Source organism: Kitasatospora sp. NPDC001159 (genome assembly GCF_053598235.1).
Map to the genome: position 1 here is coordinate 1 of NZ_JBSFJV010000010.1, position 13,427 is coordinate 13,427.

General features: G+C 72.0%; 11 protein-coding genes. 7 read left to right on the plus strand and 4 right to left on the minus strand.

All coding sequences use genetic code 11. The annotated features are described in order from the left end of the window. Positions 1–1,729, minus strand: a 1,729-nt coding sequence (locus ACWC9T_RS07705; protein WP_449820148.1) for an NADP-dependent isocitrate dehydrogenase, incomplete at its 3' end; no start/stop codon positions are given. A gap of 412 nt (positions 1,730–2,141) precedes the next feature. On the opposite strand from ACWC9T_RS07705, the gene ACWC9T_RS07710 reads away from it, so the two are divergent. Then, positions 2,142–2,453: an SAV_915 family protein gene (locus tag ACWC9T_RS07710; protein ID WP_449820149.1), complete on the plus strand. Its 312-nt coding sequence runs from the start codon at positions 2,142–2,144 to the stop codon at positions 2,451–2,453. Continuing rightward, positions 2,450–2,779, plus strand: coding sequence for a hypothetical protein (locus ACWC9T_RS07715; protein ID WP_449820150.1), 330 nt, complete (start codon positions 2,450–2,452; stop codon positions 2,777–2,779). Before ACWC9T_RS07710 ends, ACWC9T_RS07715 begins: the two co-directional genes overlap by 4 nt. Before the next feature lie 27 nt (positions 2,780–2,806). Here the strand turns inward: ACWC9T_RS07715 and ACWC9T_RS07720 are convergent, their stop codons facing one another. Beyond that, positions 2,807–3,061: a hypothetical protein gene (locus ACWC9T_RS07720; RefSeq protein WP_449820151.1), complete on the minus strand. Its 255-nt coding sequence runs from the start codon at positions 3,059–3,061 to the stop codon at positions 2,807–2,809. 77 nt (positions 3,062–3,138) lie between these two features. After that, complete coding sequence (locus ACWC9T_RS07725) at positions 3,139–3,996, minus strand: EamA family transporter (RefSeq protein WP_449820152.1); 858 nt, start codon at positions 3,994–3,996, stop codon at positions 3,139–3,141. Between the two features lie 1,297 nt (positions 3,997–5,293). Here ACWC9T_RS07725 and ACWC9T_RS07730 point away from each other — a divergent pair. Further along, positions 5,294–5,893 carry a hypothetical protein gene (locus ACWC9T_RS07730; protein ID WP_449820153.1) on the plus strand — a complete coding sequence of 200 codons (600 nt, stop codon included), beginning with the start codon at positions 5,294–5,296 and terminating at the stop codon, positions 5,891–5,893. Positions 5,894–6,889: 996 nt separating this feature from the next. After that, entirely contained in the window at positions 6,890–8,545 is a 1,656-nt protein-coding gene (locus tag ACWC9T_RS07735) for an APC family permease (RefSeq protein ID WP_449820154.1), read from the plus strand. Positions 8,546–8,614: 69 nt separating this feature from the next. Here the strand turns inward: ACWC9T_RS07735 and ACWC9T_RS07740 are convergent, their stop codons facing one another. Further along, a complete protein-coding gene (locus ACWC9T_RS07740; protein WP_449820155.1) occupies positions 8,615–10,240 on the minus strand; it encodes an FAD-dependent oxidoreductase in 1,626 nt (541 codons plus the stop codon). Positions 10,241–10,546: 306 nt separating this feature from the next. On the opposite strand from ACWC9T_RS07740, the gene ACWC9T_RS07745 reads away from it, so the two are divergent. From ACWC9T_RS07745 to ACWC9T_RS07755, 3 genes are read left to right on the plus strand one after another with little or no spacing between them, the layout of a single operon-like run. Further along, entirely contained in the window at positions 10,547–11,716 is a 1,170-nt protein-coding gene (locus tag ACWC9T_RS07745; RefSeq protein WP_449820156.1) for a SchA/CurD-like domain-containing protein, read from the plus strand. A 31-nt stretch (positions 11,717–11,747) separates the two neighbouring features. Continuing rightward, positions 11,748–12,173 carry a cupin domain-containing protein gene (locus ACWC9T_RS07750; RefSeq protein WP_449820157.1) on the plus strand — a complete coding sequence of 142 codons (426 nt, stop codon included), beginning with the start codon at positions 11,748–11,750 and terminating at the stop codon, positions 12,171–12,173. Further along, a complete protein-coding gene (locus tag ACWC9T_RS07755; protein ID WP_449820158.1) occupies positions 12,170–13,426 on the plus strand; it encodes a beta-ketoacyl-[acyl-carrier-protein] synthase family protein in 1,257 nt (418 codons plus the stop codon). The genes ACWC9T_RS07750 and ACWC9T_RS07755 overlap by 4 nt, the downstream gene beginning before the upstream one ends. Position 13,427 lies beyond the last annotated feature (1 nt).

Sequence of the window (13,427 nt, forward strand, 5' to 3'; positions counted from 1 at the left end):
GCAGGGTGGCGAGGGCGGCGAGCGGCAGCAGCCAGCGGCGCCAGGAGGGGGCGGGGGCCAGCTCCAGGATCGGGAACAGGTCGGTCAGGTAGTCACGCAGCACGTTGCCGGTCACCGAGATGGTGTTCTCGCCGCGGCGGATGCGCTCCAGCGAGAACTTGGTGGCCTCGACCGGGGACTTGATCTCGATCTGCAGGCCGGTGGTGTCGTGCTCCGGCAGGTAGGTCTTGACCTTCTCGATCAGCACGGCGTCGTGGGCGCGGTCCTCGTCCAGCCAGAACACCGCCGGGTCGCCGGTGGCGCGGGCGCGGGTGACGGCCAGCTTGACCCAGTCCTGGATCGGCGCGTCCTTGGTCTGGCAGGCGCGGAAGATGTCGCCCGGCTGGACGGCCTGCTCCAGCACCACGTTGCCCTCGGCGTCGACCAGGCGGACGGTGCCGGCGGCCGCGATCTCGAAGGTCTTGTCGTGGGAGCCGTACTCCTCGGCAGCCTGGGCCATCAGGCCCACGTTCGGCACCGAGCCGATGGTGGCCGGGTCCAGGGCGCCGTTGGCGCGGCAGTCGTCGATGACGGCCTGGTACACGCCGGCGTAGCTGTGGTCCGGCAGGACGGCGAGGGTGTCGGCCTCCTGGCCGTCCGGGCCCCACATGTGGCCGGAGGTGCGGATCATGGCCGGCATCGAGGCGTCGACGATGACGTCGCTCGGCACGTGCAGGTTGGTGATGCCCTTGTCCGAGTCGACCATGGCCAGGGCCGGGCCCTCGGCCAGCTCGGCCTCGAAGGAAGCCTTGATCTCGGCGCCGTTCGCCAGCGCGTCCAGGCCGGCCAGGATGCCGCCGAGGCCGTTGTTGGGGTTCAGACCGGCGGCGACCAGCGCCTCGCCGTACGCGGCGAAGGTCTTCGGGAAGAAGGCGCGGACCACGTGGCCGAAGATGATCGGGTCGGAGACCTTCATCATGGTGGCCTTGAGGTGCACCGAGAACAGCACGCCCTCGGCCTTGGCGCGGGCGACCTGGGCGGCCAGGAACTCGTTCAGGGCGGCGGCGCGCATCACCGAGGCGTCGACGACCTCGCCGGCCAGCACCGGGACCTTCTCGCGCAGCACGATGGTGGTGCCGTCCTGGCCGAGCAGCTCGATGCGCAGGGCACCGTCGGCGGCGATCACGGCGGACTTCTCGGTGCTCGCGAAGTCGTTCTCGCCCATGGTGGCGACGTTGGTCTTGGACTCGGCGGTCCAGGCGCCCATGCGGTGCGGGTGGGTCTTGGCGTAGTTCTTGACCGACAGCGGGGCGCGGCGGTCCGAGTTGCCCTCGCGCAGGACCGGGTTGACGGCGCTGCCCTTGACCTTGTCGTAGCGGGCGCGGACGTCCTTGTCCTCGTCGGTCCGCGGGTCGTCCGGGTAGTCCGGCAGGGCGTAGCCCTGGGCCTGCAGCTCGGCGATGGCGGCCTTCAGCTGCGGCACGGAGGCCGAGATGTTCGGCAGCTTGATGATGTTGGCGCTCGGGGTCTTGGCGAGCTCACCCAGCTCGGCCAGGGCGTCGCCGATCCGCTGCGCCTCGGTCAGACGCTCCGGGAAGCTGGCGATGATGCGTCCGGCCAGGGAGATGTCGCGGGTCTCCACCCGCACACCCGCCGTCGAGGCGTACGCCTGGACCACCGGCAGGAACGAGTAGGTCGCCAGGGCCGGAGCCTCGTCGGTGTGCGTATAGATGATGGTCGAGTCAGTCATCGGTACTCCGCTTCACGTCTCCAACGTCTTGACGTCAAGATATCTCGTCCCGGGCCCCTCGCTCCACCTCCCCCCGCCCCGGAGTGCGCGCCGGCCGGATCCGGGGGCGCTCAGACGGTCGCGACTGCGGCCGTCTCCACCGTGGTCCGCGGCGGGACGGGAGGCAAGCGGAGCGCTCCCGGGCCGTCCGGATCAGGTGTCGGTCGGCCGGTGTTCGGGTCACCCCCGGGCGGTGTTCGGGCTCTCGCGAAAGTGGTGTAGTCCAATCGGGTGAGTCGGGTGTCAGGAGTGCGTCAACGCACCACCCCATTCGGTCAACGCTGCGTCAGGACCGGCGACGCCGCGCCCGACCCGGCCTAGCGTCGAGGAAGTAGTTCCGGCAGGCACCATCACTCCACTCGGGAGCATTCGCATGGCCCGCGTCGTCTGGCACGTTCCGGTCACCGCCGCCACCACCGGTACCGGAAGCACCACCGCCCTCCGCCTGTTCCGCCTGCGCGACGGCCGCCGCTGTGCGGTCGGATTCTCCAGCCCCGAGGCCCTCGCCGCCCTCTTGGGGCCCGACCAGGCCTGCACCGAGATCGGCGAGCCCGCCCTGCGCGACCTCACCGCCCCGCTCGGGGTCGACACCCTGGTCCTGGACCCGCGGCTGGTCGCCCCGCCCGTCTCCGTACCCGCCGCGCCGCGCACCCCGGCCCCGACCGCACAACTGCAGCACCGGTGACGGCCCCGCTCCATCTGGTCCCGGCCGGCCCCGAGGCCGCACCGGGACGGCCCGCGCAGGCCCGGGCCCTGCAGGCGATCGCCCGGGTCAGTTACGGGCCGGTCCCGCTCGACTTCGACCGGCTGGCGGCGGAGTTCCCGGCCGTCCAGAGCGGCCTGGCCCTGGCCGGGGACGCCGACCTGGAGCTCCGCCTGGCCTGCACCGGGCCGGAGGAGTTACGGGCGGTCGCCGCCGCGCTCCAGCGGGCGGGCGCAGCCAAGGTGCGGATCGACCTGGTGCTACGGGTGCTGACCCCGCAGCCGGTGACCCTGCGGCCGGTGCCGTGAGCACCGGCCGCAAAGAGCCCCGCGCCCTCAGACCTCCTGGCCGGGGCGCGGGTCCGGGTTGATCGCCTGCCCGTCGATGGGTGCGCCCCAGGCGTCCTCACCGTCGGCGTCGACGCAGTAGCCGCTGCCCTCGACGTGCCCTCCCGCACCCCGGCACTGCTCGGCGGTGACGTCGCGCTTGCCGCTCGCCGCCGCGAAGGCGGCGGGGGCAGTGGCGCCGGCGGTGAGGAGGACGGCGGTCGTGGTCGTGACGGCCACCCGGGCCAGGAGTGAGGAGTTCATGCGGCCACGACAGCACGGCGGCGTGCGCCCGGCGACCACGACTCGCCCGCCCTGGTACACGCCGCCGAGCTCGGTCGCTACGCCCGCGCCAGCGCCGCGATCGCCGCCAGCAGCAGCGCCGAACCGACCACCAGGGCCGCGGTCAACGGCTCGCCGAGGAACAGCACCCCGATCACCGCCGCCGTCGCCGGCTCCAGCAGCACCAGCACCGATGCCGTCGTGCCCGGCACGGCCGTCAGGCCACGGAAGTACCAGCGGTAGGCCAGCAGCGTCGGCACCGTCCCGAGGAACAGCAGCGCTCCCCCGGTCACCGTCGGGTTCCCGGCGGTCGGCAGCACGCCCTGGACGGCCGCGAACGGCAGCAGGCAGAGCAGCCCGGTTGTGAAGGCTCCGGTACTGGCGCGGGCCGAGCCGCCGCCCCGGGCCCACAGGGTCAGCCCGCTCTGGCCGGCGCCCGCGAGGACCGCCAGCGCGGCGCCCAGCGCCGGGCGCGGCCCGGCGGCCGGTGCCGCCACCAGCAGGGCCAGCCCGCCGAGCGCCAGCACCACCGCGGCCACCGCCCGCCCGGTGAGGCGCTCGCCCAGCAGAAGGTGCCCGCCGAGGCTGGTGAGTACCGGCCCGGCGCCGATGGTGATCAGGGTGCCCAGCCCCAGGCCCGCGTACTGCACGGAGCCGAAGTAGGCGCACTGGCTGACGGCCAGCCCGAGCCCGGTCAGCACGGCGGCGCCACGGCGGCCGCCGCTCCTCTCGCCGGAGGGCAGCAGCGCCAGGCAGAACGCCGCGACGCCGAAGCGCCAGCTGCAGACGGCCACCGGACCGAGCCCGCTGGTGCGCAGCAGCAGCGCGGCCACGGCTCCGCCCGCACCCCAGGCGACGGCCGCGGCGGAAATGGACAACAGGCCGTGCCGGAACGGCACGGCGGCGTAGGAGGTCATGCGTCGGTACTCCACGATGGATCGCCGGTTCAGGTCCGCGGGGCACGCGGGCGGCAACCACCGCCCCGGCGACGGCGGGCACTCCCGCTCGGCCGGGTCGGGTGAAGTACGCCGCCCGCTAGCGGACCGGCGGCGGGAGGATCACGAGACGCATGAGGGCCAGCCTACGCCGCCCGTCGGTACGCCAACACGCATCCGCCGGACCTTGTGCAGGAGCAGAACCGTTACGCCGTCCACGAGTTAACGGCTCATCGTCCTGCCCGGGGGGGCGGGCAGGACGCACTCGACAGCGCTCGCCACCCTGCCATGGCCGCGATTGTGGCGGCCTGCTCCGCCGCCCCGCCCCGGCGGAGGTCGGCCCGGTCGTCACGGTGACCGCCCCCACGCCGCCGGCCGGACAGAACGGGCGCAACGCCGCCGACCCCGCGGCGGCCGGCGGGGGCATCCCCGTCTCCGTCTCGGCCACCGACACCTCCGGCACCGTCGTCGACCTGTCCTGCACGGACAACGGCACGCCGGCGACCGTCACCGGCCGGTCCGGGGCGGACCCACGCACCGCCACGGTCCCGGTGTCGGCCGCCGAGCCCGCAGGACGGCTTCATCGAGGAGGCCCACCACCAGCTCGGCGGCTTCGTCCGGGAGGTCCACGGCGAGCGGGGCGAGTACCTGACGGCCGACCAGCGGCCTCAGCTGTTCGCCGACGCCTGGCAGGTCCGGGCGGTCCCCAGCTGCCGCTTCCCGCAGGCTGAAGGTCTGAACTCGCCTTACCCACACCACACTTGGTGAATTCCGAGCGAAGAGGTCCCGCCTTCCGACCGCTCGGAGCGCGGGACCTGTTTCCTGACAGGCGCGAGGAAAAAGATCATCAGAGTTCTCACTCGATAGACCACACAGAAGCCGAGAGCCCCCCCTCATCAGTGCGGAGCCCGACAGGAACGCCGCAGCCACACGCCCCGAATCCGGGGCCTCAGCCCGGGCGGCGTGGCCGACAATTTGGCACCCCGTCATTCCGGTCCAACGCCGCAGGCACGCCAGAGGGCGCCAAAAGGGTGAGCAGGAGTCAGTCGCCACCCGAAAGACCCAATCCATGCCGTCAACTCCCGCTTGGATAAGGCACTTTGAGGAAACTGATAGCCGACCACTTCGACCCCCGAAAACAGGGTCAGGGAGCCCCACGTCCCCCATTTGGCCCCCACCATCAACCATTCGGCACGGGTTGATATGACAGTCCTTCAAGCGGCCAGTACGTTCATATGTGTCGGCACCAAGCCGATCCAGTCGAGACAGGAGAAGTTCCATGAACAAGATGACCACCGCCATTGTCCTCGCGGCAACGGCAGGCGTGGCCGTCACCGGCATCACCTACGCGTCGGCCGCGTCCGAGCCGGTGGCGAAGGCTGCGCCGGTCGTCCAGAAGGCGGCCCCGGCGGCTGCTCCCGCGGCCACCCTCCCCCAGGCACCGTTCGACGGCGGCGCGAAGGGCAACGAGGGCAAGGGCAACGAGGGCCGCGAGGAGCGCCACGAGCACCGCGGGCACCGTGAGCACCGCGAGCGGGGCGTGATCCACGTCAACGAGCGGTCGTACTCCGCCGATGACTTCGGCTGCATCACTGTGGTCAGCGGCCTGGGTGCCAAGTCGCTGAACATCCGCAACGACAGCTGGCGGGAGGTCGAGGTCTTCAGCGGCGCGGTCTGCGACAACGGCGCCCCGATCGCCACCGTCGGGCCCCACAGCTCCAGCGACGGCGTTCACCCGAAGCGCGTGCACGAGGGTGTCGAGGTCGACGACGGCGTTGTGGGCAGCTTCCGGGTCGCCCACCGCTTCCACGGCGGCGAGGGCTTCGGCGAGGGCCGCGGCGAGGGCCACGGCGAGGGCCACGGCGAGGACTTCCGGTAACCGAGCCCGACCGGGACTTCCGGAACTGAGCCCGACCGGAACTTCCGGAACTGATCCAACGGCATGACTGGAGCCCCGGCCCGCCGAAATCGGGCCGGGGCACCGACATGGCCATTGTCCTACAGGTTTCCGCGTCCTGCACGCGGGTGATGTCTGCCGGGGTGGCGCATAGTGGCCACCCGGTGGTCCAACTTCGAGAGTGACGCGCAGCTGATCGCCGACGCCCGGCGGATCCAGGCGGTCCTCGGCTGCCACTGCCCGCCGCCGAACGGCTGTATTCGCTGCACGCACGGCCCGTCTGATGAAGACTGTGAAGAGGTCCCGTGCTCCGATCTATCGGAGCACGGGACCTCTTCATGGCGCCAACATTGACGTTGCGTCATGCAGAATCAGCTTTCCGCGAGGCCGCACACGGCGCGCCCCGACAGGCCGGGCCGTCGGCCGACGGCCCGACTGCATGGCAGCCGCCGCGCTGCGCCGATCCGAGCCGGTCCACCGAGCGGGACGTCCGGCTCGGCGCCGGCCCGCTCGCCCCACCCGGCACGCTGAGCCTGCCCGTCGGCGGCCACGGCTCCAGCCCGGCACGGGCACGACCAGGCGGACGACGTCGATGTCGCGCAGCACGTACGTACAGCCGCAGCACGCGCGACGAGACCTGACCGGACGGGGCACAGGGGTCGGGCGAGGCGGGCTGTCGACCGGTCATCGACCCGGGCCGATCGCATCACTATGCGGCGATCACCATTCCTATGAAACGGCGTGGACACCAATAATGCACGCTCGTCAGCCGATGCTCAATTCCGGCTCAAATTCTGAACCTACTCGCGAGTCACGTAATCCGCCGGAAACTGCACCGCCCCCTACCTGCACGGTTATCCGGCAAAGAAAGTAAACATTCAGTAATGAAATCTGTGCAGAGGTCTATGAATAGCCCTACTGTGTGGCAACTCTCCAGCGCTCCGGCTGCCGGAGCCCCCACACACAGAGAGATCGTCCATGGCTTCCCTCAACCAGATTTCGCCGCCCGGCCAGAGCACCGACTCCGGTACCACCCACCGGTCGCTCAACCGCCACGTCGGCCTCATCGGCCTCATGTGGGCCTCGGTCGGCTCGATCATCGGCTCCGGCTGGCTCTTCGGCGCGAAGAACGGCGTCGTCGCCGCCGGCCCGGCGGCAGTCATCTCCTGGGGCATCGGTGCCGTAGCGATCGTGCTGCTGGCCCTCGTGCACGCCGAGCTCGGCGGCCTCTTCCCCGTCGCGGGCGGCACCGCGCGCTACCCGCACTACGCCTTCGGCGGCCTGGCCGGCATGTCCTTCGGCTGGTTCACCTGGCTCCAGGCGGCCACCGTGGCGCCGATCGAGGTCGAGGCCATGATCGGCTACGCCAAGGACATGCCCTGGGCCAGTGGGCTGCAGAACGCCAACGGCACCCTCTCCACCAGCGGGTTCATCGTCGCGACCCTGCTGATGGCGGTGTTCGTCGCGGTCAATTTCCTCGGCGTGAAGGCCCTGGCCCGGACCAACAGCATCGCCACCTGGCTGAAGATCTTCGTTCCTCTGTTCACGATCTTCCTCCTGGCGATCACCAGCTTCCACGGCTCCAACTTCACCTCGCACGGCTTCGCCCCGTTCGGCGCCAAGGGCGTGCTCGCCGCGATCAGCTCCAGCGGCATCATCTTCGCCCTGCTGGGCTTCGAGCAGGCCATCCAGATCGCCGGTGAGAGCCGCAACCCCAAGCGCGACATCCCCCGCGCGGTGCTGGGCTCGGTCGCCATCGGCACCCTGATCTACACCCTGCTCCAGGTGGTCTTCATCGGCGCGCTGCCGGTCAGCGCCTTCGCCAACGGCTGGGACAAGCTCGACTTCCCCGGCATCGACGGCCCCTTCGCGGGTCTGGCCACCCTGGTCGGCCTCGGCTGGCTGGCCTGGGTCCTGAAGGTCGACGCGATCATCTCCCCCGGTGGCACCGGCCTGATCTACACCACCTCCACCTCCCGCATCTCCTACGGCCTGAGCCGCAACGGCTACGCGCCGCAGAAGTTCGAGCAGCTCGACAAGAACGGCGTGCCGTGGGCCGGCCTGATCCTGTCCTTCGTCACCGGCGTGGTCTGCTTCCTGCCCTTCCCGAGCTGGCAGGAGCTGGTCGGCTTCATCACCTCCGCCAGCGTGCTGATGTACGCCGGTGCCCCGCTGGCCTTCGGCGCGCTGCGCCGCCGCCTGCCGAACCGTGAGCGCTCCTACCGGCTGCCGCTCGGCGGTGTGATCTCGCCGACCGCCTTCGTGGTCTCCAGCCTGATCATCTACTGGTCCGGCTGGCACATCCTGTCCCGCCTGGGCATCGCCATCGTGCTCGGCTACGTGCTGCTCGGCAGCTACGCGGCGTACGCGATCAAGAAGGGCCTGCCGAACGCGCCGCGGCTGAACTGGAAGTCCGCCCAGTGGCTGCCGGTCTACCTGCTGGGCCTGGGCCTGATCTCCTGGCAGGGCGGCTTCGGCGACGGCACCGGCCGGATCCCGATGTGGTACGACATGGGCCTCGTGGCGGTGTTCGCCGTCGGCATCTACTACTGGGCGATCCGGGTCGCCCTGCCGGCCGAGGAGATCGAGCGCGAGGTCGCGGACGTCGAGGTGGTCGACGCGGGCGGCCACTGATCCCCGACAACCGACATGACGGGCCCGCCGGTCGACACCCTGACCGGCGGGCCCGTCCGCGTGCGTGCGTCAGAGATCCAGCACCGCCTGCAGCGCCGCCGCCACCTCGGCCTCCGGGTCGTCGACCGGGCCGGGCGAGCGCCAGGCGACGAAGCCGTCCGGGCGCACCAGCAGCGCGCCGTCCGGCCCGATGCCGTGCAGGGAGGCGAAGTCCGCGCCCGGCTCCGGGGCTAGGTCGTCCTCGGCGCCGTTGCCGATCCGGTAGGCGTCCAGTGGGACGGCCAGCCGGTCGGCCGCCCGCCGGGCGCCCCGCTGCCAGGCCGTGCCCGCGGGGCCGGTGAGCAGCACCATCGCCTGCTCGTACAGGTCCAGCGTGGACAGCCGGACGCCCGCGCGCAGCAGCCACTGGTGCGGGGCGCGGCTGCCCGGCTCGCCGGCGGACTCGAACTTCTCCGGGACTACCGCGCCGGACGGGTCCGTGCCGAGCACCGCGCCCCGCGGGTAGCGGTAGCCGAGCGCGACCGCCAGCACCCCGGCCTGGCGGCCGCCGCCCGGGACCACCGCGTAACCTGGGTGGCTGTGCTCGGCGGAACGGGCCGAGGCGCGCTCGCTGGTCACCAGGGCGACCGGGCGGCGCTCCTGCCCGTACGTCTCCAGCAGGCCGGGCCCGGCCCAGCCGCACAGCACGGCGGCGAGCTTCCAGGCCAGGTTGTGGGCGTCCTGGATGCCCGTGTTGGAGCCGAAGGCGCCGGTCGGGGACATCTCGTGGGCGGAGTCCCCGGCGAGGAAGACCCGCCCCGCGCCGTAGCGCTCGGCCACCCGTTCGGCGGCGTGCCAGGGCGCCTTGCCCGTCACCTCGACGTCCAGCTCCGGCAGGCCGACCGCGGTGCGGATGTGCTCCTCGCAGCGCTCGTCGGTGAAGGCCTCCAGCGGCTCGCCGTGCTCGGGGTGCCAGGGCGCGTGGAAGACCCACTCGCTCTGGTTGTCCACCGGCAGCAGCGCGCCGTCCGCCTCCGGGTTGGTCAGGTAGCAGGCGATGAAGTGCCGGTCGCCGACCACCTCGGCCAGCCGCTTGGCCCGGAAGGTGATGCTGACGTTGTGGAACAGCTCGCCCTTGCCCGTCTGGCCGATGCCCAGCCGCTCGCGGACCGGGCTGCGCGGGCCGTCCGCCGCGACCAGGTACGCCGAACGCACCACCCGCTCCTCGCCGGTCTCCCGGCTGCGCAGCACCGAGGTGACGCCGTCCGCGTCCTGCTCGAAGGAGACCAGCTCGGTGCTGAACCGGACGTCCCCGCCGAGCTCGCGGGCCGCCCGCAGCAGCACCGGCTCCAGGTCGTTCTGGCTGCACAGGCACCAGGAGCTGGGGCTGAACCGGGCCAGCTTGCCGCCCGGGTCGATCTCCCGGAACAGCCACTCCTGCTCCACGCCGGTCAGTGAGGGCGCCTGGAGGATGCCGTGGTTGGGGGCCAGCACCGAGGCCGCCTCACGGATCGCCGGCTCGATCCCGGCCCCCCGGTACAGCTCCATCGTGCGGACGTTGTTGCCTCGCCCGCGCGGGTGATGCGAGGTGTCGGCGTGCTTCTCGGCCAGCAGGTGCCTAACACCCAGTCGACCGAGGAACAGCGAGGCCGACAGCCCGACCAGGGAGCCGCCCACGATCAGGACCGGCACCCGGTCGTCAACCTTCGGATTCATCAATTGCTCCACCCTGTAAGGGGATTCCGCGGACCGGCGACTGGGCTCGGTGCCGCCCTCGAGGGGCCCGCTCAGCCGGGGGCCCCGCTCTTCCATCCCCCGCCCTGGGCGGGCTGTGCCGCCGCTTCGCCCGGATGGCCCGCAAATCTCGCGCCGCGCCCGGTCAGCCGCTCACGATCGACCTCAGGCCTGGCGCCGACTGCCCCGGGCCGACCGCCACCGCACCTCCCTCCCCCAGGCCGGGAGGACCCCGGCGGACGCGGCCGTCATGGCCCGCCGCGTGCGGCCCAGAGCAGAAAGTGGATCATGACAACTCTGTCCGAACCGCAGCCGAAGCAGCACGAAGAGTCCGACACCCGGCTGAGGGTGGTGCTGATGCTGGAGATCCGGGACGGCGCCCAGCAGCGCTTCCTCGACGTCTACGAGCAACTGCGCCACCAGGTGGCCGCGGTGCCCGGCCATGTCAGCGACCAGCTGTGCCAGTCGATCAACGACCCCCGCCAGTGGCTGATCACCAGCGAGTGGAAGGACCAGGAGGCCTTCCTGCAGTGGGTGGACAGCCCGGCCCACCGCGAGATGGTCAAACCGATGCACGGCTGCGTCAGCGACAGCTTCCGCTCGCTGCGGTACGCCGTCCTGCGCGAGACCTCGGCGGCCGGCTCCACCGGCACCCGGGCCCCGATGGAGGTCCCGCCCGGGCTGCCGCGCAGCGAGCCCGCCGGGCACGTCGTCGGCCCGCCGAAGGCCGACCCGGGCCCGGACGGCGTGATCCGCCACGCGCTGACCTTCACCGTCAAGCCCGGGAGCGAGTCCAAGGTGGCCCGGATCCTGGCCGGCTACGCCTCCCCCAAGGCCGAGGTGGACGAGCACACCCGGCTGCGCCGCACCTCGCTGTTCATGCACGGCAACCGGGTGGTCCGGGCCGTCGAGGTGGTCGGCAACCTGGGCGACGCACTGCGCCACGTGGCGATGCAGCCCGAGGTCCGGGCGGTCGAGGAGGAGATCAACCCGTACCTGGAGGAGGCCCGCGAGCTGGGCGACCCGATGGCCGCCCGCGCCTTCTTCGCCAAGGCGGCGCTGCCCGCCAAGCACCAGGCGATCGCCAGCTCCCCCGCCTCCGGTCGACTGCACCGGCACGCCGTGCTGTACCCGGTCCGCCCGGGCCGGGGGCAGGCCGTCGCCGAGCTGCTCTTCGACCACGACAACCTCGCCACCGCCGACCCAACCGGCCCGGTGGCGGCGGCCACCGTGTTCCAGCGCGAGGACACCGTGGTGCGACTGGTCGACCTGCGGGTGCCGGCCGAGGCCGAGCCGGCCGCCGCCCTCGGCGTGGCGGGCGAGCAGGAGGCCGCCGAGCTCGCCCCGCTGCTGGACCTGGGCCTGCGGAGCGACCTGCGAACCGTCGCCGGACTGAGATCGTTCCTCGCCGCCCGCGCCATGAACCCGGTCACCGACCGCAGCTCGCAGGACAACTGACGCCAGTCAACTCTTCCGGAGGAAAGCCATCATGACCATGCAGTACCCACGGATCGTCAACGTCGACGAGGCTCCGGAGAACCGCCGCCACGGTGCCGAACTACGCACCATGCTCACCCCGACCAGCTGCGGGGCGACCAGCGGCTTCATGGGCCTGGCGATCGTCCAGCCCGGGGAGCGGATCGGCGAGCACTACCACCCGTACTCCGAGGAGTTCGTGTTCGTCGTCCACGGCGACCTGGAGGTAGACCTGGACGGGGAGACCCGGCGGCTCAAGCCCGACCAGGGCCTGATGATCCCGATCAACATGCGGCACCGCTTCCGCAACGTCGGCGACACCGAGGCCCGGATGGTCTTCCATCTCAGCCCGCTCGCCCCGCGCCCCGACCTCGGCCATGTGAGCACCGAGGAGACCGCCGCCTCCGGCCCGCCGGAACACGCCAAGGTGGCCTCGTGACACGGCGGGTCGCCGTCACGGGGATCGGTGTGGTCGCGCCCGGAGGGATCGGGATCCCCGCCTTCTGGGATCTCCTGACCGCCGGCCGCACCGCCACCCGGGGCATCACCCTGTTCGACCCGGCCGGGTTCCGCTCCCGGATCGCCGCCGAGTGCGACTTCGACCCGGCGGCCCACGGACTTACCCCCGAGGACGTCCAACGGGCGGACCGCTACGTACAGTTCGCGATGGTCGCGGCCGACGAGGCGATCGCCGACGCCGGGCTGGACCTGGCCGCCGAGGACCCGTGGCGGGTCGCCGTCTCACTCGGCACCGCCGTCGGCGGCACCACCCGACTGGAACACGACTACGCCCTGGTCAGCTCCGCCGGCGCGCGCTGGGACGTGGACCACCGGCAGGCCGAGCCGCAGTTGCACCGGGCCTTCGCCCCCAGCACGCTGGCCTCCGCGGTGGCCGAGCGGGTCGGCGCGCACGGCCCGGTGCAGACCGTCTCCACCGGCTGCACCTCCGGCCTGGACGCGATCGGCTACGGCTTCCAGGCGGTCGAGGAGGGGCGCGCCGACATCTGCGTCGCCGGCGCCTCCGACTCCCCGATCTCCCCGATCACCGTCGCCTGCTTCGACGCCATCAAGGCCACCAGCGAGCGCAACGACGACCCGGAGCACGCCTCCCGCCCCTTCGACGCCCACCGGGACGGCTTCGTCCTCGGCGAGGGCGGCGCCGTCCTGGTGCTGGAGGAGCTGGAACACGCCCGCCGCCGGGGCGCCCGGATCTACGGCGAGGTCGGCGGCTTCGCCACCTTCGGCAACGCGTACCACATGACCGGCCTCACCAAGGAGGGGCTGGAGATGTCCCGGGCGATCGACCACGCGCTCGACCACGCCCGGGTCAACCGCACCGACGTCGACTACGTCAACGCGCACGGCTCGGGCACCAAGCAGAACGACCGGCATGAGACCGCTGCGGTCAAGCGCTCGCTGGGCGGCCACGCCTTCAGGACGCCGATGAGTTCGATCAAGTCGATGGTCGGGCACTCGCTCGGCGCGATCGGCGCCATCGAGGTGGTCGCCTGCACCCTGGCACTGGCCCACGGCGTGGTGCCGCCGACCGCCAACTACGAGACTCCGGACCCGGAGTGCGACCTCGACTACGTGCCGCGCACCGCGCGCGTGCTGCCGCTGAGCCACATCCTCTCGGTCGGCAGCGGATTCGGCGGATTCCAGTCCGCCGTCGTGCTCAACAGGACGGGGTGAG

Excerpts from the sequence above, each read along its gene's own strand:
- ACWC9T_RS07710 (WP_449820149.1), top strand. The coding sequence starts at position 2,142 with ATGGCCCGCGTCGTCTGGCACGTTCCGGTCACCGCCGCCACCACCGGT.
- ACWC9T_RS07720 (WP_449820151.1), bottom strand. The coding sequence starts at position 3,061 with ATGAACTCCTCACTCCTGGCCCGGGTGGCCGTCACGACCACGACCGCC.
- ACWC9T_RS07725 (WP_449820152.1), bottom strand. The coding sequence starts at position 3,996 with ATGACCTCCTACGCCGCCGTGCCGTTCCGGCACGGCCTGTTGTCCATT.
- ACWC9T_RS07730 (WP_449820153.1), top strand. The coding sequence starts at position 5,294 with ATGAACAAGATGACCACCGCCATTGTCCTCGCGGCAACGGCAGGCGTG.
- ACWC9T_RS07735 (WP_449820154.1), top strand. The coding sequence starts at position 6,890 with ATGGCTTCCCTCAACCAGATTTCGCCGCCCGGCCAGAGCACCGACTCC.
- ACWC9T_RS07740 (WP_449820155.1), bottom strand. The coding sequence starts at position 10,240 with ATGAATCCGAAGGTTGACGACCGGGTGCCGGTCCTGATCGTGGGCGGC.
- ACWC9T_RS07745 (WP_449820156.1), top strand. The coding sequence starts at position 10,547 with ATGACAACTCTGTCCGAACCGCAGCCGAAGCAGCACGAAGAGTCCGAC.
- ACWC9T_RS07750 (WP_449820157.1), top strand. The coding sequence starts at position 11,748 with ATGACCATGCAGTACCCACGGATCGTCAACGTCGACGAGGCTCCGGAG.